Origin of the sequence: Paraburkholderia atlantica (genome assembly GCF_009362785.1) — a bacterium.
Lineage (GTDB): Bacteria > Pseudomonadota > Gammaproteobacteria > Burkholderiales > Burkholderiaceae > Paraburkholderia > Paraburkholderia atlantica.
Map to the genome: position 1 here is coordinate 1 of NZ_WHNQ01000026.1, position 20,823 is coordinate 20,823.

Consider the following 20,823-nt stretch of genomic DNA (forward strand, 5'->3'; position numbering starts at 1 on the left):
GCGCGCGGTCGGTCGCGTGAGTCATGCCGAAGAACACGCCTTGCGCGTAGGGGTCGTTGTGCGGCGTGCGCTCGCCCGACAGATACGGCAAAAAGAGCGGCGCGCTGGTCAAGGCTTCGGCGGGCAGCGCCTCGATTTCGGCGAGCAGCGTCGGCTCGTCGGTCGACGTGAGCTTGCAGACCCAGCGCAAACAGCTCGCCGCCGACAGCACCACGCTCATCTGATGCCAGCGGTCCGGGATCGCATGACAGAACGCGTGCACGGCGGAGGCCGGGTTCGGCCGGAAGCTGTCGCCGACCACGCACAGCACGCCCGACGTGCCCAGCGACACGAAGCCGTCGCCCGGCTGCGTCGCGCCGATGCCGATCGCGCTGGTCGCATTGTCGCCGCCGCCGGCCGCGACGATCACGTCGTCGCGCAGGCCGAATTCGCGTGCGAGTTCCGGCAGCAGCGTGCCGGCCGGCGCGCTGCCTTCACGCAGCGCAGGCATCTGCGCGCGCGTCATGTTGCAGGCAGCGAGCAGCGAATCCGACCAATCGCGTTTCGCGACGTCGAGCCACAACGTGCCGGCCGCGTCCGACGGATCGGACACCTTGCCGCCCGTCAGTTGCAGGCGCAGATAGTCTTTCGGCAGCAGCACGCAGGCAGTCCTGGCGAAGATCTCCGGCTCGTGACGCGCGACCCACAGCAGCTTCGGCGCGGTAAAACCGGGCATCGCCAGATTGCCGGCGACGCTGTGCAGATCCGGCGCGCGCTCGGTCAGCTCCGCGCATTCCTTGTCGCTGCGCATGTCGTTCCACAGGATCGCGGGCCGCAGCACGCGGTTCTCCGCGTCGAGCAGCACGGCGCCGTGCATCTGCCCTGAAAGGCCGATGCCGCGAATTTGCGCGAACTCGTCGGGATGACGCGCGCGCAACGCGGCGAGCGCGGTGCGTGTGCCCGCCCACCAGTCTTCGGGATTCTGCTCGGCCCAGCGCTGGTGCGGACGCGAAACGGTGAACGGCGAGCCTGCGGTGCCGATCACGCGGCCATCGGGGGCGAGCAGCAAAACTTTCACTTCGGACGTGCCGAGGTCGATACCTAGGTACATGGGAGCGAAACCTTCGTCGTTGGGGATGCGCTACTTTATCCGCACATCGCGCGCGCTGTCATGCGCATTAAGCCTGGCTCGTCAAGCCGCGCCGCGTTTCGCGAGCCATGCGTCGACACGCGCGAGCGCGCCCGCGAGCGCCGCTTCGAGCTCGGGCGTCTGCGCCATGCCGCCCCACAGCAGCCGGTCGGCCGCGAACGCGCGCAGCGGATCGGGCGCCGTGAAAAAGCCGTGCGCGACGCGCTCGTCCATCACGCCGTCCTGGTACGCGTAGGGCAGCTTGCCCGAGTGCCAGCGTTCCAGAAACCGGAAGAACAACGCGGGCAGCATCGCGGTCGCCGCAGGCGTGACGCCGCGCTCGAAGCATTCGGCGAGTGTCGGCGCGATGAAGCCGGGCAGCTTCGAGAAGCCATCGGCGGCGACGCGCTGGTTCGTGTCGAGAATATGCGGATTGCTGAAGCGCTCGAGCACGACGTCGCGATAGCGTTCGAGATCGAGCGGGCTCGGTGTCAGACACGGGATCACGTCCTCGGTCACGTAGTCGTACGCGAACTGGCGGATGTCGGCGTCGAGCGTGCCTTCGTGGATATAGTTCAGGCCGATCAGCGTACCCGCCCACGCGATGCAGCTATGCGTCGCGTTGAGAATGCGGATCTTCGCTTCCTCGTACGGCAGCACCGAATCGACGAGTTCCGCGCCGACCTTCTCCCAGGCCGGCCGTCCCGCGATGAAGCGGTCTTCGATCACCCACTGGATGAACGCCTCGCCCATCACCGGGCTCGCGTCGTCGACGCCGGTCGCGGCCTTCACGCGCTCGCGCACGTCGGGCGTCGGACGCGGCGTGATGCGATCGACCATCGAGCACGGGCACGAGGTGTTGTCGTCGAACCATTGCGCCAGTTCGTTCGCGCCGCGTCGTTCGAGAAACTCGCTCATGCCCGCATGAAAGCGCTCACCGTTGCTGCGCAGGTTGTCACAGGTCTGCAAGGTGACGGGTCCCGCACCGCATTTCACGCGTGCGTCGAGAATCGCCGCGAGCGCGCCGTAGATCGTCTTGTGGCCGCCGGCGAGGTCGGCGGCGAGATCGGGATTCGCGGTGTCGAGCCGGTCGTGTTCGTCGAGGTAATAGCCGCCTTCGGTCACGGTGAACGCGATGATCTTGCAGGCCGGATCGGAGCCCGCTTCGATCAGCCCGTCGAGGCTTTCGCTCCACGGCAGCACGCGCTCGATCGAGCGGATCGTCTCGTAAGCGCGCTGGCCTTGCGGCGTGACCGTTTCGAGCGTGTAGACGCCGTTCTGCGCGGCGAGTGCTTCGAGCACCGGGTTCATGTCGCCGCGAATATTGCCGACGGTCAGCGACCAGTGCGGATCGCTGGCCGCGCCCGCTTCGTTTAGCCGGTGCAGATACCACGCCTGATGCGCGCGATGAAACGATCCCGCGCCGATATGCAGGATCACGTGTGCGGCCGCGCCGCTGCCTTGCCCGCTGTTCATGTCGTGTCTCCGGTGTCGGCCAGAGTTAGCGCTTCAGCGCTTGCTCTGGCTCCATGCAACGTAGTAGCAAACGTCAACGGCGCGCGTGGCGCGCGTTTTGTGTGTGCAGAGCATTTGCTCTGTATGTGAGCGAATGATCGTACCCGGCGAAACGAAAGTCAAGGCAACGGGGCGGGGTTTCGATGGCGCAGCGCGGCATGCGGGATGCACGGGCGGCAACGACGAGCATCCGAGGGCGGAAAACGCGCTGCGTCGCGCATATTGCATTGCATCAAATTTGACTTCGCGCGCGTTGGGGCTAACCCGAATGCAAAAAAGTATCAGTCCGCGGTTTCTTTTTAAGTGGTCGCCAACGCGTTTGGCGGTTACTTTTGGCTTTACAAGATCAAGATCGGCGGCGCCTCACCCGTGCCGCTTCATGGAGGCAGACAGTGCAACCTGATCTCGAAATCGTGGCCGTACGCCACGACGAGTCGTTCAAAGTGTGGTCGCATGGCTATCCGTATCGCACGGTGCGCTGGCACTTTCATCCGGAGTACGAGATCCATCTGATCGTCGCGACGACCGGCAAGATGTTCGTCGGCGATCACATCGGCAGCTTCGCGCCCGGCAATCTCGTGCTGATGGGGCCGAACCTGCCGCACAACTGGGTCAGCGACGTGCCCGAAGGCGAGAGCGTCGCGCAGCGCAATCTGGTCGTGCAGTTCGGCCAGGAGTTCGTGTCGAACTGTCTCGAGAGTTTTCCGGAGTGGCGTCAGGTCGAGGCGCTGCTCGCCGATGCGCGGCGCGGTCTGTCGTTCGGTCACGAGACCTCGGCGCAGATCAAGCCGCTCTTTCTCGAACTGCTCGCCGCGCGCGGACTGCGCCGGCTCGTGCTGTTCATGTCGATGCTGGAGATCCTGATGAACGCGCCGGATCGCGACACGCTCGCGAGTCCCGCGTATCAGGCCGATCCGACCAGCTTCGCGGCGACCCGTATCAATCATGTGCTCGCGTATATCGGCAAGAATCTCTCGAACGAATTGCGCGAGTCGGAGCTTGCGCAACTCGCCGGCCAGAGCGTCAGCGCGTTTTCGCGCTATTTCCGCCGTCATACCGGGCTGCCGTTCGTGCAGTACGTGAATCGCATGCGCATCAATCTCGCGTGCCAGTTGCTGACCGATGGCGAACTGAGCGTGACCGACATCTGCTTCAAGGCCGGCTTCAACAACCTGTCGAATTTCAACCGGCAGTTTCTTGCAATGAAAGGCATGGCGCCATCGACGTTCCGCCGTTATCAGCAATTGAACGATGCGAGCCGCGACGCTTCCGAGCAGGCGGCCGCGCATGGCCGGGGCATCGACAATGCGCCGGCGATCGTGCTCGCGCCGGGCTTGCCGCGTAACGGCGTCGCGTATCCGGTCACATAGTGTCCGCCCGTTGTCCGCTGTTTTAGTCCACTCGCGTTTCAACACGCATCGATCGCGCTGTGTACCCACAGCGCGAGGGAGCGTGCTCACTTCAAAAAATGGAGACAACCATGAAGCCGTCTACTCTTTCGCTCAACCCTTCGATGATGCTCGCGCGCCGCGTTGCCGCGCTCACGTTCGGTCTGTCGCTCGTCGCGATGTCCGCCGCGCAGACCGCGCAGGCCGCGCCGCTGAAAATCGGCATGACGTTCCAGGAACTGAACAACCCGTACTTCGTGACGATGCAGAAAGCGCTTAACGACGCGGCTGCGTCGACCGGCGCGACGGTCGTCGTCACCGACGCGCATCACGACGTCAGCAAGCAGGTCAGCGACGTCGAAGACATGCTGCAAAAGAAGATCGACATCCTGCTCGTCAATCCGACCGACTCGACCGGCATCCAGTCGGCGGTCACGTCGGCGAAGAAAGCGGGCGTCGTCGTCGTCGCGGTCGATGCGAACGCGAACGGTCCGGTCGATTCGTTCGTCGGCTCGAAGAACTACGACGCGGGCGTGATGGCCTGCGACTACCTCGCGAAGTCGATCGGCGGCAGCGGCGAAGTGGCGATTCTCGACGGCATTCCGGTCGTGCCGATTCTCGAACGCGTGCGCGGCTGCAAGGCGGCGCTGGCGAAATCGCCGGGCGTGAAGCTCGTCGATACGCAGAACGGCAAGCAGGAGCGCGCGACCGCGTTGTCCGTCACCGAGAACATGATCCAGGCGCATCCGAATCTGAAGGGCGTGTTCAGCGTCAACGACGGCGGCTCGATGGGTGCGCTGTCGGCGATCGAATCGTCGGGCAAGGACATCAAGCTGACGAGCGTCGATGGCGCGCCTGAAGCGATCGCCGCGATCCAGAAGCCGAATTCGAAATTCGTCGAGACGTCGGCGCAATTTCCGGCCGACCAGGTGCGCATCGCGCTCGGCATCGCGCTCGCGAAGAAGTGGGGCGCCAATGTGCCGAAAGCGATTCCGGTCGACGTGAAAATGATCGACAAGAGCAACGCGAACGGCTTCAGCTGGTAATGCAAACGCAGGCCGCCGCGCGTGACGATCATGCGCGGCGGTGCGCGGCAGAGGAACACGCGATGGACACGATTCTGAAGCTCGACAACATCAGCAAGAGCTTTCCCGGCGTGAAGGCGCTGCAAGGCATTCACCTCGAGATCGCGCGCGGCGAAATTCACGCGCTGCTCGGCGAGAACGGCGCGGGCAAGTCGACGCTGATGAAAATTCTGTGCGGCATCTATCAGCCGGACGAAGGCACGATCACGCTCGACGGCGAGCAACGCCACTTCGCGAACTATCACGACGCGGTGGCTGCGGGTGTCGGGATCGTGTTTCAGGAGTTCAGCCTGATTCCGTATCTGAACGCGGTGGAGAACATCTTTCTCGGCCGTGAAATGCGCAATCGCTTCGGCCTGCTCGAACGCGGCAGGATGCGGCGCGCGGCGGCCGCGATTTTTCAGCGGCTCGGTGTCGAGATCGATCTGTCGGTGCCGATCCGGGAGCTCTCCGTTGCGCAGCAGCAGTTCGTCGAAATCGGCAAGGCGTTGTCGCTCGATGCGCGCGTGCTGATTCTCGACGAGCCGACCGCGACGCTGACGCCGGCCGAAGCCGCGCATCTGTTCACGATCATGCGCGAGTTGAAGCAGCAGGGCGTCGCGATGATCTTTATCTCGCACCACCTCGAAGAGATTTTCGAGGTGTGCGACCGCATCACGGTGCTGCGCGACGGCCAGTACGTCGGCATGACCGAGGTCGCGCAATCCGACGTGAGCCGGCTCGTGCAGATGATGGTGGGACGCCGCATCGAAAGCAGCTTTCCGCCGAAGCCGGCGCCGCGCGCCGACGCCAAGGTCGTGCTCGACGTCGTGCGCTTGCAGTTGTTCAAAGACAGCCCGGAGTTGAGCTTCACGCTGCGCAAAGGCGAGATTCTCGGCTTCGCGGGACTCGTCGGTTCGGGGCGCACCGAAACCGCGCTCGCGGTGATCGGCGCGGACCGTGCGTACGCGAAGGAGATTCGCGTCAACGGCACGGCCGCGAAGCTCGCCGATCCGGCCGATGCGTTGCGCGCGGGCGTCGGCATTCTGCCCGAGAGCCGCAAGACCGAAGGGCTCATTACCGACTTCTCGATCAAGCAGAACATCTCGATCAACAACCTCGGCAAGTACCGCTCGCTGCGTTTCTTCATCGACCAGCGCAGCGAGGCGCGCGCGACCGCCGACATCATGAAGCGCGTCGGCGTGAAGGCGCCGACGATGCACACCGAAGTCGCGACGCTGTCGGGCGGCAATCAGCAGAAGGTCGTGATCGCGCGCTGGCTCAATCACCACACCAACATCCTGATCTTCGACGAACCGACACGCGGCATCGACGTCGGCGCGAAAGCCGAAATCTATCTGCTGATGCGCGAACTGACCGCGCGCGGCTACTCGATCATCATGATCTCGTCCGAGTTGCCGGAGATCGTCGGTATGTGCGACCGCGTCGCCGTGTTCCGGCAGGGCCGCATCGAAGCGCTGCTCGAAGGCGACGCGATCGAATCGAACGCCGTGATGACCTATGCGACCGCCGGTTCGCTTGGAGCTTCTCATGAACATGCCTAATCCTTCCTCTTCGCCGAAAACCTCGACCGTCAGCAGCGATACGCCGGGCGCACCGGTGCGCTTCACGTGGACCGCGCTGAAGCGCTCGACGCTGTTCTATCCGTTCATCGGCCTGCTGGTGGTCTGCATCGTGATGGTGTTCGCGAGCGACAGCTTTCTATCGGCCGCGAACATCGAGAACGTGCTGCGCCAGGTGTCGATCAACGCGATCATCGCGGTCGGCATGACCTGCGTGATCCTGACGGGCGGCATCGATCTGTCGGTCGGCTCGGTGATGGCGCTCGCGGGCACGCTGTCGGCCGGGCTGATGGTCGCCGGCATGAATGCGGTGGCCGCGCTTGCGGTCGGCCTCGCGGTCGGTCTCGGCTTCGGCGCGGCCAACGGCTTTTTCGTCGCGTTCGCCGGCATGCCGCCGATCATCGTCACGCTCGCGACGATGGGTATCGCGCGCGGTCTCGCGCTGATCTACACGGGCGGCTATCCGATCGACGGTCTGCCCGACTGGGTCAGCTTCTTCGGCAGCGGCAAGATACTCGGCATCCAGGCGCCGGTCGTGATCATGGCGGTGATCTATGTGATCGCGTGGGTGCTGCTCGAACGAATGCCTTTCGGCCGCTACGTGTATGCGATCGGCGGCAACGAGCAGGCGACGCGCTTATCCGGCGTGCGTGTCGCGCGCGTGAAGCTGATCGTCTACACGATCGCCGGCTTGACGTCCGCGTTTGCCGCGATCGTGCTGACCGCGCGTCTGATGAGCGGCCAGCCGAACGCGGGCGTCGGTTTCGAACTCGATGCGATCGCCGCCGTCGTGATGGGCGGCACGTCGATCTCCGGTGGACGCGGTTCGATCATCGGCACGCTGATCGGCGCGCTGTTGCTCGGTGTGCTGAATAACGGCCTGAACATGGTCGGCGTCAATCCATACGTGCAGAACGTGATCAAGGGCGGAATCATTCTGCTCGCGATCTATATCAGCCGCGACCGCAGAAAGTAACGCTCACTTCCCAAATCTTTTTTTTGCAGGACCACGCAATGACGACTCAATCCGACCAGCAGAACATGACCGCCATCGTCTGTCATGCACCGAAAGACTATCGCGTCGAGCAGGTACAGAAGCCACGCGCCCGCGCGCATGAACTGGTGATCCGTATCGCCGCGTGCGGCATCTGCGCGAGCGACTGCAAATGTCATTCGGGCGCGAAGATGTTCTGGGGCGGCCCGAGCCCGTGGGTCAAGGCGCCGGTGATTCCGGGCCACGAGTTCTTCGGCTATGTCGAGGAACTGGGCGAGGGTGCGGCCGAGCACTTCGGCGTGCAAAAGGGCGAGCGCGTGATCGCCGAGCAGATCGTGCCGTGCGGCAAGTGCCGCTACTGCAAATCCGGCCAGTACTGGATGTGCGAAGTGCACAACATCTTCGGCTTTCAGCGTGAAGTCGCGGACGGCGGCATGGCCGAGTACATGCGTATTCCGCCGACCGCGATCGTCCACAAGATTCCCGATGGCATCTCGCTCGAAGACGCCGCGATCATCGAGCCGCTCGCGTGCGCGATTCACACGGTCAATCGCGGCGATCTGCAACTCGACGACGTCGTCGTGATCGCGGGCGCGGGGCCGCTCGGTCTGATGATGACGCAGGTCGCGCATCTGAAGACGCCGAAGAAGCTCGTCGTGATCGATCTCGTCGAAGAACGGCTCGCACTCGCGCGCGAATACGGCGCGGACGTGACGATCAATCCTCAGAAGGACGATGCGCTCGCGATCATTCGTTCACTGACTGATGGCTACGGCTGCGACGTCTATATTGAAACGACGGGCGCACCGATCGGCGTGAATCAGGGGATGGACCTGATCCGCAAGCTCGGGCGCTTCGTCGAATTTTCGGTATTCGGCGCGGACACGACGCTCGACTGGTCGGTGATCGGCGATCGCAAGGAACTCGACGTGCGCGGCGCGCATCTCGGTCCCTATTGCTATCCGATCGCGATCGATCTGCTCGCGCGCGGACTCGTCACGTCGAAGGGCATCGTCACGCACGGCTTTTCGTTGGAAGAATGGGACGAAGCGATCAGGATCGCGAACTCGCTCGACTCGATCAAGGTGCTGATGAAGCCGCGCGCATGAATCTCGTGTGCGGCGTTTCAACGGAGACTCTATGAACTACGTCATCGGCGTCGATATCGGCACGCAGAGCACGAAAGCGCTGCTGGTCGATGAGCACGGCGCGATCGTCGCGCAGCATGCGTCGAGCTATCAACCCGACACGCCGAAGCCGTTGTGGGCCGAGCAGTGGCCCGCGGTGTGGCTGAAGGCCGTGGTCGAATGCGTGGCCGCGTGCGTCGGCGAGGCGAAGGCGGCCGGTATCGCGCCGGGTGCGATCAAAGCGCTGTGCGTGAGCAGCCTGTACGGCGGCTCGGGCATTCCGGTCGACAACGACATGCGGCCGCTCGCGCCGTGCCTGATCTGGATGGACCGGCGCGCGACCGCCCAAGTGGACTGGGTGCGCGAGAACGTCGATGTCGAACGGCTCCATTCGATCACCGGCAACGGAGTGGACAGCTACTACGGCTACACGAAGATGCTGTGGCTGCGTGAGAACGAGCCGGACGTGTGGGCGCATACGCGCTATTTCCTGCCGCCGAACGCGTACGTGATCTACATGCTGACCGGCGAGGTCGCCGTCGATCATAGTTCGGCCGGCAATATCGGCGGCGTCTACGATATCGCGCGGCGCGACTGGTCGGACGCAGCGCTCGACATGCTCGGCATTCCCGCGACGATGATGCCGGAGCGGCTCGTTGAATCGTCGGAGGTTGTTGGCGGGCTATTGTCGCAATGGACCGCCCAGCTCGGGCTCGATGCGGGGACTGCGATCGTCGCGGGCGGCGTCGATGCGGCGATGGCGACGTTCGCGGCCGGCGTCACGCGCGCGGGACAGCACGTCGCGATGATCGGCACCAGCATGTGTTGGGGCTACATCAATCAGCATGTCGACGCGCGGCACGGTTTGGTCAGCATGCCGCACGTTTTCAACGGGCAGCACGATATCTACGTATTCGGCGGCGCGATTACCGCGGGCGCGTCGGTCAGCTGGTATCGCGAGCAGTTCTGTCACGCGGAGATCGAGGCCGCGCGCGCGACACCGCATGGCGATCCGCATCGGCTGCTCGAAGAAGCGGCCGCGCAAGTGCCGGCCGGCGCCGACGGCGTGCTGTTCCTGCCGTATCTGATGGGCGAGCGCAGTCCGGTGTGGGATGCGAAGGCGAGCGGCGCGTTCGTCGGGTTGTCGCTGTTTCATACGCGCGCGCATCTGTATCGCGCGGTGCTCGAAGGGGTGTCGTTCGCGCTGAAGCACAACATCGAGGCGGGGCGCAAAGGCGCGCAATCGCTCGACGACAAGCTGATCGTCGTGGGCGGTGCCGCGCATTCGGACCTGTGGATGCAGATCATCGCCGACGTCACCGGCTATCCGGTCTACACGATCGAGCAGGACGTCGAAGCGGCAATGGGCGCGGCGTTGCTCGCCGCGGTCGGCGTCGGTCTCGTGTCGCGCGAAGCGGCGCAAGGCGGCTGGGTCACGCTGATCGAGCGCGCGCAGCCCGACGCACGGCGCATGGCGTTATACGAGCAGCGCTTCGGCGTGTACGTGGATCTCTATCCGGCGTTGAAGCCGGTCATGCATCGCTTGCAATCATCATGAACGCTACTTTCGATTTTTCCGGACGCTCGATTCTGGTGACGGGCGCCTCCAGCGGCATCGGCCGCGCGACGGTCGAGGCGCTGTGCGGGAGCGGCGCATCGGTCGTCGCGGCCGCGCGCAATGTGAACGAGCTCGCGCGGCTCGCCGAGGAAACCGGCTGCGAGCCGTTGAAGCTCGACGTCAGCGACGAAGCCGCAATCGACGAAGCATTCGCGTCGCTCGAGCCGTTCGACGGTCTCGTCAATTGCGCGGGCATCGCGTTGCTCGAACGCGCGGTGGATACCACGGCCGCGAGCTTCGATCGCGTGATGGCGGTGAATACGCGCGGCGCGGTGCTGGTCGCGAAGCACGTCGCGCGTGGCATGCTCGACGCGGGGCGCGCGGGCAGCATCGTCAACGTGTCGAGCCAGGCCGCGCTCGTCGCACTCGACGATCATCTGAGCTATTCGGCGTCGAAGGCGGCGCTCGATGCGGTCACGCGCGCGTTGTGCATCGAGCTGGGGCCGCACGGGATTCGGGTGAATAGCGTGAACCCGACGGTTACGCTGACGCCGATGGCGGTGCTGGCGTGGAGCGATCCCGTCAAACGTGATCCTGCGTTGCAGGCGATTCCGCTCAGGCGCTTTGCTGAATCCGCGGAAGTCGCGGCGCCGATTCTGTTTTTGTTGAGCGATGCGGCGTCGATGGTTAGCGGCGTGTGTTTGCCGATTGATGGTGGTTATACCGCGCGCTAGGGGTGTTAGGGGCCGTCAGTTGCCTGGTGAAATGAAAGTAGACGGAAGCCCCGCCAGAAGGGAGGGCCGTCCGGTGGGCGGAAGTGCAGGCTACTCACTCAGAAGAAGACGTTTAAGTTTGTCGAGAAAAGACCCAGTGGTCTGGTCCCACAGTGTCGGGTCGCACTGATAGCCAAAATTTTCCTCAAACGCTGCGTCAAGGTTTCCCGCATGATCGCTCTTGAATCGGTCTATCTCGGCCACCGTCGCCTTAATTTCTTCCGGTGTGCATTCGCATGTAAAAGACAAAACCAATTCTTCAATTGTGTTTCCGAACAAGTCGAAATCTTCATGGAAACGGCCACAAATCAATTGATACAAATTTTCGTATCTCATAAATCAATGTCCACGCGGAATCGACGCTGAGCGACGCGGCGTCGAGGGCCCCCGTTGAAGCGCAGGCTTACTCACTTAGAAGGAGACGCTTAAGCTCGTCAAGAAAAGATTCGGTGGTGTGACCCCACAGCGTCGGATCGAACTGCCTGCCGAATTCCTCTTCGAACGCAGCGTCAAGATTTCCAGCGTGATCTCTCTTGAATCGGTCTATGTCGGCCACCTTCGCGTTAATCATTTCTGGCGTGCATCTGCTTACACAAGCCCGAACCAACGCTTCAATTGTGTCTCCCCAGTAGTCGGAATCTTCATTGAAGTAGACTCCGATCAATTGATCTAGATTGTCGTAGCTCATGTATCGGCATTCACTCGAAATCAGTCACTAAGCATGGCTGTGAGAATGTAGTACGGCATCCCGTTATACGTTTCGTATTTCAAGACAACCCATACTTTACTGCTATCCACCAGCGCGTCGGTCTTTCTGATCAATGCGTAACCCACCTTTCTTCCGACGTCCTTCTTCAGCCTCAGAGGCTCTCTAGGCGCCTTTGTTCATGCTTTAATCAGCAAGGCATTGGCGCGCATCGTTTCCGATATAGCCCACTCCGCCTCCTCAAGATTTACGAAAGACGATACTACGCGTTTTGTCGGCTCCAGCCTGAGTCTTTCCCGCAACTGCGCTTCAGTCCGACCGACATGTTTCAAAAGCGTATGTCCACCAATCCGGCTTCCCGCCTTCGCCTCATGCATGTTCAGCCTGATCCGGCCCATCGTGACACGCGCAGCGCGCGCCGCCTTGATCGAGCCAGCAAATCCGAATGGCACGGCAATATCGAGGGACAGGCCGATATTGCTCGCCATGTCGGGGCTCGCCCGCATCGCTTCAGCGAGTTTCGTCGCGCCCCGCTGGGTCAGCGTGGCGGTGTCCCGACCAGTCCAGACCTGCCGCAGGCCAGCCGCCGCCGAGTCCGAGCCATGTACCCCGAACACGACACACCCGGCTTTGCTCGCCATCGTCGGATCTGGCAAAGCGCAAAGCGCACCCGCACCGACCATTTCCAGCACGCCGCCGACGACCTGTAAACCGCCCCAAAGCCGGTTGGAAAGCATTTCCGACTGGCTGATCGACTGACGAGATAGCACGGCCGCGAGTTGCGGAGCACTCAGTACAACCTTCACTCCTTCGGCGTTATCGGCACCGGGCATATCGAAACCCTCTGATGTTTTTTATGGGGTTCCGATGCTGCCATGCTGATCATCTCTCAAGATTCGGAGAACTCCGAACTTTCCTCAGCCCGATGAACGGTGCCTGTTATGCAACAAGCGGGAATAACCGCGGCATTACGCTTGCCGTGATTTGCCGGTCATACCCTGTCTGACACGCGCCAACCGTTACAGCATCGTCCGCACATGCCAAAGCTCGGGGAACAGCACGACATCGAGCATCTTGCGCAGATACGGCGCGCCGCTAGTGCCGCCGGTGCCCTGCTTGAAGCCGATGATGCGCTCGACGGTCGTCACGTGGCGGAAGCGCCATTGGCGGAACGCATCCTCGAGATCGACGAGTTCTTCCGCCATCTCGTACAGCTCCCAATGCTCGGACGGATTGCGATACACCTCCAGCCACGCTGCCTCCACCGACGCATCAGGTTCAGTCGGCCTGGTCCAGTCGCGTTCGAGCCGCGCGGACGAAATCTTGAAGCCGCGACGCGCCAGCAGCCGCACCACTTCGTCGTAGAACGATGGCGCTTCGAGCGATGCCTTCACTTGCGCGTATACGTCGGCGCGATGCGCATGCGGCTTCAGCATCTGCTCGTTCTTGTTGCCGAGCAGGAACTCGATCTGCCGGTACTGATACGACTGGAAGCCCGACGAACTGCCGAGGTACGGCCGCATCGCCGTGTATTCGGATGGGGTCATCGTCGCGAGCACGCTCCACGCCTGCACCAGTTGCTCCATGATCCGCGACACGCGCGCGAGCATCTTGAACGCGGGCGGCAGCTCGTCGCGATGCACGGCCGCGAGCGCCGCGCGCAACTCGTACAGCGCGAGCTTCATCCACAGCTCGCTCGTCTGATGCTGGATGATGAACAGCATCTCGTTGTGATCCGGGGACAACGGATGCTGCGCGTCCAGCACCGTGCCGAGCGACAGATAATCGCCGTAGCTCATCGACTCCGAGAAGTCGAGCTGCGCGTCGTGCCAGCCGCTGTCGGTCGTGCTCGATGCCGGCGCCGAAGCCGTCTGTGCGTGCCCGAACGGACAGCCTTGTGCCGCCGTTTCTTCTGGCAAGCCCGGCGTGTGCATGTGATCGGTCATTCTGTCGTCCTCAGGTAACGGCGCCGCGCTGGGCGAATTCAGGAGCTTTCCAGGCCTCGCGGGTGAGCACGTCGCGCAAGGTTTCGACGGCGTCCCAGACGTCGACGAAACGCGTGTACAGCGGCGTGAAGCCGAAGCGCAGCACGTGCGGCTCGCGATAGTCGCCGATCACGCCATGCGCAATCAGCGCCTGCATCACCTCGTAGCCGTGCGGATGCTCGAAGCTCGCATGCGAGCCGCGCTGCGCATGCTCGCGCGGCGTCACGAGCTTCAGTGGAAATTCGCTGCAACGCGTCTCGACCAGTTCGATGAACAGATCGGTCAGCGCGAGCGACTTCTCGCGAACCGCCTGCATGTTGGTTTGCAGGAACACGTCGAGCCCGCATTCGACGAGCGCCATCGACACCATCGGCTGTGTGCCGCACAGGAAGCGGCCTACGCCGTTGTCGGGCTGATACGTCGGATTCATTTCGAACGGCGCGCGATGCCCCCACCAGCCCGACAGCGGCTGCGCGAACTCGTTCTGGTGGCGCTTGGGCACCCACACGAACGCGGGCGAACCGGGGCCGCCGTTCAGATACTTGTAGGTGCAGCCGACCGCGTAGTCGGCGCCGACGCCGTTCAGATCGACCGGCACCGCGCCCGCCGAATGCGCGAGATCCCATAGCGCGAGCGCGCCCCTGTCGTGGATCAGCTTCGTCAGCGCGGCCATGTCGTGCATATAGCCGGTCCGGTAGTTCACGTGCGTGATCATCGCGATCGCGGTGTCCGCGCCGATCGCGTCGGGCAGCTCGGACGGATCGTCGACGAGGCGTAGCTCGTAGCCGCGATCGAGCTGTTCGATCAAACCCTGCGCGATATACAGGTCGCTCGGGAAGTTCGAGCGCTCGGAAACGATCACGCGACGCTGCGGATCGCGCGCATTCGCGAGCCGCAGCGCGGCCGACAGCAGCTTGAACAGGTTGATCGAGATCGTGTCGGTGACCACGACTTCATCTTCGGCCGCGCCGATCAACGGCGCGAGCTTGTTGCCCAGCCGGCGCGGCAGCACGAACCAGCCGGATTTGTTCCAGCTGCGGATCAGCCCTTCGCCCCATTCGGCGGCGATCACGGTCTGCGCGCGCTGCGCGGCGGCGGCCGGCGGCACGCCGAGCGAGTTGCCGTCGAGATAGATGGTCGTCGCCGACAGCGCGAACTGGTCGCGCAGCGCTGCGAGCGGGTCGGCGCTGTCGAGCGCCACGGCTTCGTCACGATGGTTCATGGTGGTTCGATGGGTTGGGTTGTCGGGTTAGTAGCTCGCCGCGGGCGTGGCTTGGCGCGAGCCGGGTAGTGCGCGCAGTACCGCACGCACCGGGCTCGCGTCGAGCGTGGTCAGCTTCAGCGGCAGCGCGATCAGTTCGTAGTCACCGGCTTCGACCGTGTCGAGCACGATGCCTTCGAGAATCGCCATGCCGTGGGCGCGAATGCGGTGATGCGCGTCCATCGTCTTGGATTCCTGCGGATCGAGCGATGGCGTATCGATGCCGACCAGCTTCACGCCACGCGCGGCGAGCAGATCGACGGTCTCGGGCGCGACCGCGCAGAACGCGCTATCCCAGTCGCGCGTCGGCGCATTTCTGTAAGTGCGCAGTAAGACTCGCGGCGGCAGATCGTCGAGCGAGCCGGTCAGGTGTTGTGGCGTCACAACAGGCGACGCGCCGATACAGTCAATTACTCTGCATAAACCGAGATACGCGTCGAGCGGCACCTCGCCGATCGCGGCGCCGTCGGCGTCGTAGTGAAGCGGCGCGTCGGTATGCGCGCCGGTGTGCGGTGACATCGTCAGACGCGCGACATTGACCGGCGAGCCAGCCTCCATGCGCCAGACGCGCTCGATGCCGACCGGCGTGTCGCCCGGCCAGACGGGCGTGGCGGGATCGACGGCGGGGGTGATGTCCCAGAGTGCTCGCATGACGGTTTCGACGGAAGGTGACTATCTCTAAATGATAGAGGTCAAGCCGTGAAATGTGATTGCGAAAAAATCTCCTAACCAGCCGTGTCTTGGAACATAATTTGAGCCAAACCGGAAAGGGAGACCGAATATGAACGCGATCTCGCTCGACGCCACCGATTGCCGTATCTTGACGGTGCTTCAGCAGGAAGGACGGATCAGCAATCTCGACCTGGCGGAGCGCATCTCGCTGTCGCCATCAGCCTGTCTGCGACGCCTGCGTCTGCTGGAGGAGCAGGGCGTCATCGAACACTACCGCGCTTGTCTGAACCGCGAAGTTTTGGGGTTCGAGCTGGAAGCGTTCGTGCAGGTATCGATGCGCAACGACCAGCAGAACTGGCACGAGCGCTTTGCCGAAGCGTTGCGCGACTGGCCCGAAGTGGTCGGCGCGTTTGTCGTGACCGGCGAAACCCACTATCTGCTGCGCGTGCTCGCGCACAACCTCAAACACTATTCGGATTTCGTGCTCAACCGCCTGTACAAGGCGCCGGGCGTGATGGACATCCGCTCGAACATCGTGCTCGAAACGCTGAAGGAAGATTCGGGCGTGCCGGTGTCGCTCGTGAAGAAGAACAGCGGGCACGGGGCCACGCATAGCGACCGTTGACGATGATGAGGGGCGCGCCGTTTTCGGCGCGTCCTACCGACAGGCATTACAGGCGCCTTGAAGCGCCGCGCCGCTCAAAGCGGCTTCAGGCCGTGGAACAGTCCGTTCTGGAACACCAGCGGCAGCATGTCCGCGGCATTTTCGTGCACACCGCAGCGCTCCACTTCGCCGACGAAAATCACGTGGTCGCCCTCGTCGTAGCGGCTGCGGTTATGACATTCGAACCATGCAAGTGCGCCGTCGAGCACCGGCATGCCGGTGTCGCCCGCCGCGTGCGATACGCCCTCGAAGCGGTCGCCCTTCACGGTCGCGAAGCGCTTGCACAGATCGAGCTGCGTCGACGACAGTACATTGATCACGTAGTGACTGTTGGCGCGGAACACCGGCATCGAGGCCGAGCGCGTCGCGAGACTCCACAGCACGAGCGGCGGAGAGAGCGAGACCGAGTTGAACGAGCTGGCCGTGATACCGATCAGCTGGCCGGACGCGGCGCGTGTCGTGATCACGGTGACGCCGGTCGCGAACTGGCTGAGCGCCTGTCTAAACGCGGACTGGTCGAAGTTGGGTGGGCTTGCGCTTTTCATCGGGGCAGGGTCCCCGGCGCGCGCCGTGTGAAAGACGGACTAAAGCGCGAATCAAGGCGCGGATAAGAACGCGGATATGCGCGGTTGGCAGCGGATGTTTCGAAAGTCATGGTAAAAATCATCGATTTCCGCCAATTTTAACTGTAATCGCCGCGCGCGCCGCACGGCGTTGCGTACGGTGCGTGGTCCCGGCGCCAGCTCGCTCACAGTCGAGCACGAACTGGCCGCCGTGTGTCGCGCCGGATACTCCGATCATCATGCATCGTCTCGCCGCATTTTTCGCTTCGCTTCGCTGAGCAGGCGATCGCGTGGGCGCGGCGCTTGCTGGTGTGCTGCATGGTTATTCACCCGTTGCGCGACGGCCTTTCTATACTCGATATCTGCACTGCGGGATTCGCGTGGAAATGCGCGACGCGTTGCAAGCGGCGCCGCGCGACGGGTGCATCGGTTGTGCCTTTTGGTCCGCGTTTTCGGCCATATATTCGGATGCGGTGGCAGACCCGGCGGCGCTACGCAGGCCGACTGCCGATCATTGTTTGAATCTGATCCTGGGGTGAAGCTTATGAACGAGACGGCAACGCTCGGCGGTGGATGTTTCTGGTGCCTCGAAGCGGTGTATCTGGACGTCGAGGGCGTCAATGCGGTCGAGTCGGGTTATGCGGGCGGTCACACGCGCCGTCCGAGCTACGAGCAGGTCTGCGACGGCGACACCGGTCACGCGGAAGTGGTCAAGGTCGACTTCGATCCGGCGAAGATCAGCTATCGCGAGATTCTCGACATCTTCTTCGCGATCCACGATCCGACCCAGGTGAATCGGCAGGGCAACGACGTCGGCACGCAATACCGCTCGGTGATCTTCACGCATTCCGATGCGCAACGCGAAACCGCGCTGCAGGCGATTCGCGAGATCGGCGAACAGGGCATCTACGACGGCAAGATCGTGACCGAGGTGCTGCCGCTCGGCGACAACTACTGGCCCGCCGAGGCTTACCACCAGAACTATTTCGCGCAGCATCCGAATCAGGGCTACTGCTCGTTCGTGGTAGCGCCGAAGGTCGCGAAATTCCGCCAGAAGTTCGCGCATCGGATCAAGGCGGGCTAACGGCGCGGCGCGAGGATCGGAGTCGGCGGCGGGCGGATACGCAAGGCCACCCGCTGCCGTTCGTTACTGCGGTTGCTGGGGCTGTGATTGCGCAACATCAGCGGCGGCGTCACCATCCCCGCGTCCCTGAGTGATGCGCACGCAGGCTTCGACAATCTCTTCGGCCAGCTTCACGCAGCTGAGCGGCGCCGATCCTTCCGCCTTGTTGTTGACCGCGATCACCACCGGCTGACCGGCCAGCGCGTAGCGCGCGGCCAGCTCGGCGAGCGATGCGCGCGTCGCCGGATCTTCGTCGACGAGCCGGTTGAACGGCTCGTACTTCGCCTTCGCCTGTTCGTACCTGAAACCGCCGTGCAGGCTCCAGCGCACGATCAGCGGACCAGCCGGCTCGCCGTCGAGCAGCGCGAGCGCCGCGGCCTGACGCAGCGGATCGGGCATCCGCGCATGAATGCCGACACAGTAGCGCACGCCCGCCGTCTTCAGCATCCGGATGAAGCGTGGCGTGAGCAGGCTCGCGTCGCGAATCTCGACCGCATAGCAACTGCCTTCGGGCAGCCTCGGCAGCGCGCCGAAAAACTCTCCCAGACGCTCGATGAACACCGCCGGCTGCGCGAGCATCTGATCCGGCAGCGGCGAGAACTGGAACACCAGCGCGCCGGCCTTAGCGCCGAGGCCTTCGACGCAGGGCGTGACGAAATCGTCGATCGCCATCTGTGCGTTCAGGAAGCACGGGTTCAGCGACACCGGCTCGCCGCGCTCGGCGCGCACGGTGGCGTCGGTGATCGTCATCGGCGCCTTCACGATGAAGCGGAAGTGCTCGGGCACCTGCTGCGCGTAGCGCAGGTATTCGGTGACCGTCAGCGCCTGGTAGAACGAGCGGTCGATGCTGACCGTCTTCAGCAGCGGATGTGCGCCGTACGCGCTCAAGCCCTCGCGCGACAGTTTGCTGTTGCTGTAGTCGTCGCCGTAGACGATGCCGCTCCAGCCCGGGAACGACCATGTCGACGTGCCGAGGTGGATCTGCGGCGGCAATTGCGCCGCGAGCGCGAGCAGTTCGGGCGACGGCGGCGCGGCGAGCACGTCGCGGCCGCGGCGTTTCTTCGGGGCGTCGGCGCGGGCGGGTGCGGGGTCCGGTTCAAGACCCGGGCCATTGGGCGCGGCGTCGTCTTTGAACAGCGACGCGGCAGCGTTGGCTTTTGCGGTTTTCGGCGCACGCTTGCGCTGTGGCTGCGCGGCAGTGCTTGCGGCCGAATCGGCTTCGCTGGCGGACACAGCCGGTGTTTCTACCGCAGCCTCGACCGGCATTCCGAACAGATCGAACTGGTGCGTGGCGTCGTGGGCCGCATCGTCCGCGCTGCCGTCCTTGCCTTTCAACGGCTCTTCAGCGTCACTCGTCCTGCTGTGGTCCATCAATGTCCGGCCTGCTGTTGATCGGATTTACGCCGCGGCGCGCGCTTCATGCACGCCGCCGCGGCGCAGCCGGTCACAGCCGGGTCACAGCGGTTTTTCGTACATGTAGCGGCGCGACCACGGCAGGGTTTTCGCGCTGCGGCCGGCTTTGCGGCACACCACCTGGAAGATCGACACGTCGTCGTTTTCGAACGCATACGCGCAGCCGGCCAGATACACCCGCCAGATGCGGAATTTTTCGTCGTCGACGAGCTTGCGCGCCTGATCCGCGTGGGCTTCGAAATTTTCCGCCCAGATGTCGAGCGTGTGCGCATAGTGACGGCGCAGGCTTTCGACGTCAATCGGTTCGAGTCCGCCGCGCTGCATCGATTCGAGCGCGAGGCTGATATGCGGCAGCTCGCCGTCCGGGAACACGTAGCGGTCGATGAACTCGCCGCCGCCGAGCGCGGTTTCGCCGCTATCGGCGTCGCTCGACGTGATGCCGTGGTTCATCGCGATGCCGTCGTCGGCGAGCAGATCGTGGATCTTCTGGAAATAGCCGGGCAGGTTCTTGCGGCCCACGTGCTCGAACATGCCGACGCTCGTGATGCGGTCGAACTGCCCCGGGATGTCGCGATAGTCCTGCAGGCGGATTTCGATCTGGTTCTCGAGGCCCGCCGCTTTGACGCGCGCGGTGGCGAGATCGAACTGGTTCTGCGACAGCGTGACGCCGACGCACTTCGCGCCGAACTTCTGCGCGGCGCGCAGCACGAGCGCACCCCAGCCGCAGCCGATGTCGAGCAGACGCTGGCCGGGCTGCAACTGGATTTTGGTCAGAATGTGATCGATTTTCTTCAGCTGCGCGGTCGCGAGGTCTTCGGTGCCGGTCTCGAAGTACGCGCACGAGTAGACCATGTTTTCGTCGAGCCATAGCTTGTAGAACTCGTTCGACACGTCGTAGTGATACTGGATGGCTTTTTTATCCGACGTCTTCGAATGATTGAAGTAGCGCCGCACGCGCGCGAGCTTGCCGGCACTCGTCACGGTACTGCGCGCGAGCTGATAGCCGATATTGATGATGTCCGACAGCTTGCCCTCGATGTCGATCTTGCCTTTGACATAGGCTTCGCCAAGATTGTCGAGGCTCGGTTCGAGCAGATAGGGCAGCGCGGTTGCGCTCTTCACGTGTAGCGTGACCTGGGGCGCGGCGAACTGCCCGAAGTCGTGTTGCTGACCGTCCCACAGCACGAGGCGTGCGGGCAGGTTAGCTGTGGCTTTGACATCTTCAACCCACTGCGCCAGCTTTTTCTCCCAGAACATGTGATCTCTCCGTGTTCGTTGATTTAAAGCAAAGCTATGTGGATCGCGACAGCGTGCGGCGCATTCCGC

At 63.4% G+C, this 20,823-nt stretch carries 19 protein-coding genes and 1 pseudogene; 9 read left to right on the forward strand and 11 right to left on the reverse strand.

Features of this window, described 5'->3' with window-relative positions; genetic code table 11:
* Window positions 1-1,090 (reverse strand): xylulokinase (gene xylB / locus GCT19_RS29105; protein WP_152853863.1); only part of this gene is annotated, 1,090 nt, incomplete at its 3' end.
* 81 nt (window positions 1,091-1,171) lie between these two features.
* Window positions 1,172-2,584, reverse strand: a complete 1,413-nt coding sequence (gene dalD / locus GCT19_RS29110) for a D-arabinitol 4-dehydrogenase (RefSeq protein ID WP_018437795.1) — start codon at window positions 2,582-2,584, stop codon at window positions 1,172-1,174.
* Between the two features lie 431 nt (window positions 2,585-3,015).
* On the opposite strand from dalD, the gene GCT19_RS29115 reads away from it, so the two are divergent.
* From GCT19_RS29115 to GCT19_RS29145, 7 genes are all read left to right on the forward strand, one after another.
* Entirely contained in the window at window positions 3,016-3,993 is a 978-nt protein-coding gene (locus tag GCT19_RS29115) for an AraC family transcriptional regulator (RefSeq protein WP_018437796.1), read from the forward strand.
* 110 nt (window positions 3,994-4,103) lie between these two features.
* On the forward strand, window positions 4,104-5,057 hold the full coding sequence (locus GCT19_RS29120) for a substrate-binding domain-containing protein (protein ID WP_152853865.1): 954 nt from the start codon (window positions 4,104-4,106) through the stop codon (window positions 5,055-5,057).
* 62 nt (window positions 5,058-5,119) lie between these two features.
* Window positions 5,120-6,640: a sugar ABC transporter ATP-binding protein gene (locus tag GCT19_RS29125; RefSeq protein WP_152853866.1), complete on the forward strand. Its 1,521-nt coding sequence runs from the start codon at window positions 5,120-5,122 to the stop codon at window positions 6,638-6,640.
* Window positions 6,627-7,634: an ABC transporter permease gene (locus tag GCT19_RS29130; RefSeq protein WP_018437798.1), complete on the forward strand. Its 1,008-nt coding sequence runs from the start codon at window positions 6,627-6,629 to the stop codon at window positions 7,632-7,634. The genes GCT19_RS29125 and GCT19_RS29130 overlap by 14 nt, the downstream gene beginning before the upstream one ends.
* Window positions 7,635-7,672: 38 nt before the next feature.
* Window positions 7,673-8,761, forward strand: coding sequence for an erythritol/L-threitol dehydrogenase (locus GCT19_RS29135; protein WP_013090384.1), 1,089 nt, complete (start codon window positions 7,673-7,675; stop codon window positions 8,759-8,761).
* A gap of 31 nt (window positions 8,762-8,792) precedes the next feature.
* A complete protein-coding gene (locus tag GCT19_RS29140; RefSeq protein WP_152853867.1) occupies window positions 8,793-10,337 on the forward strand; it encodes an FGGY-family carbohydrate kinase in 1,545 nt (514 codons plus the stop codon).
* Entirely contained in the window at window positions 10,334-11,071 is a 738-nt protein-coding gene (locus tag GCT19_RS29145; RefSeq protein ID WP_013090382.1) for an SDR family oxidoreductase, read from the forward strand. Before GCT19_RS29140 ends, GCT19_RS29145 begins: the two co-directional genes overlap by 4 nt.
* A 90-nt stretch (window positions 11,072-11,161) precedes the next feature.
* Here the strand turns inward: GCT19_RS29145 and GCT19_RS29150 are convergent, their stop codons facing one another.
* From GCT19_RS29150 to kynB, 6 genes and pseudogenes are all read right to left on the reverse strand, one after another.
* Window positions 11,162-11,446, reverse strand: coding sequence for a contact-dependent growth inhibition system immunity protein (locus GCT19_RS29150; protein WP_152853868.1), 285 nt, complete (start codon window positions 11,444-11,446; stop codon window positions 11,162-11,164).
* A 67-nt stretch (window positions 11,447-11,513) separates the two neighbouring features.
* Window positions 11,514-11,798, reverse strand: coding sequence for a contact-dependent growth inhibition system immunity protein (locus GCT19_RS29155; RefSeq protein WP_018437802.1), 285 nt, complete (start codon window positions 11,796-11,798; stop codon window positions 11,514-11,516).
* Window positions 11,799-11,818: 20 nt separating this feature from the next.
* A pseudogene (locus GCT19_RS29160) lies at window positions 11,819-12,649 on the reverse strand (RNase A-like domain-containing protein).
* Window positions 12,650-12,835: 186 nt separating this feature from the next.
* Window positions 12,836-13,762 carry a tryptophan 2,3-dioxygenase gene (kynA, locus tag GCT19_RS29165; RefSeq protein ID WP_018437804.1) on the reverse strand — a complete coding sequence of 309 codons (927 nt, stop codon included), beginning with the start codon at window positions 13,760-13,762 and terminating at the stop codon, window positions 12,836-12,838.
* Between the two features lie 10 nt (window positions 13,763-13,772).
* Window positions 13,773-15,023 carry a kynureninase gene (gene kynU, locus GCT19_RS29170; protein WP_018437805.1) on the reverse strand — a complete coding sequence of 417 codons (1,251 nt, stop codon included), beginning with the start codon at window positions 15,021-15,023 and terminating at the stop codon, window positions 13,773-13,775.
* Window positions 15,024-15,050: 27 nt separating this feature from the next.
* Window positions 15,051-15,713, reverse strand: coding sequence for an arylformamidase (kynB, locus tag GCT19_RS29175; protein WP_152853869.1), 663 nt, complete (start codon window positions 15,711-15,713; stop codon window positions 15,051-15,053).
* A gap of 130 nt (window positions 15,714-15,843) precedes the next feature.
* Here kynB and GCT19_RS29180 point away from each other — a divergent pair, with 130 nt between their 5' ends.
* Window positions 15,844-16,359, forward strand: coding sequence for an Lrp/AsnC family transcriptional regulator (locus tag GCT19_RS29180; RefSeq protein ID WP_013090375.1), 516 nt, complete (start codon window positions 15,844-15,846; stop codon window positions 16,357-16,359).
* A 74-nt stretch (window positions 16,360-16,433) separates the two neighbouring features.
* Here GCT19_RS29180 and GCT19_RS29185 read toward each other — a convergent pair whose 3' ends face one another.
* Window positions 16,434-16,943: a flavin reductase family protein gene (locus GCT19_RS29185; protein WP_013090374.1), complete on the reverse strand. Its 510-nt coding sequence runs from the start codon at window positions 16,941-16,943 to the stop codon at window positions 16,434-16,436.
* A gap of 562 nt (window positions 16,944-17,505) precedes the next feature.
* Here GCT19_RS29185 and msrA point away from each other — a divergent pair.
* Complete coding sequence (msrA, locus tag GCT19_RS29190) at window positions 17,506-18,045, forward strand: peptide-methionine (S)-S-oxide reductase MsrA (protein WP_018437807.1); 540 nt, start codon at window positions 17,506-17,508, stop codon at window positions 18,043-18,045.
* Window positions 18,046-18,108: 63 nt separating this feature from the next.
* On the opposite strand, the gene GCT19_RS29195 is transcribed toward msrA, so the two are convergent.
* Complete coding sequence (locus GCT19_RS29195) at window positions 18,109-19,455, reverse strand: DUF72 domain-containing protein (protein WP_152853870.1); 1,347 nt, start codon at window positions 19,453-19,455, stop codon at window positions 18,109-18,111.
* A gap of 84 nt (window positions 19,456-19,539) precedes the next feature.
* On the reverse strand, window positions 19,540-20,754 hold the full coding sequence (locus tag GCT19_RS29200) for an SAM-dependent methyltransferase (protein ID WP_013090371.1): 1,215 nt from the start codon (window positions 20,752-20,754) through the stop codon (window positions 19,540-19,542).
* Window positions 20,755-20,823: the final 69 nt, after the last annotated feature.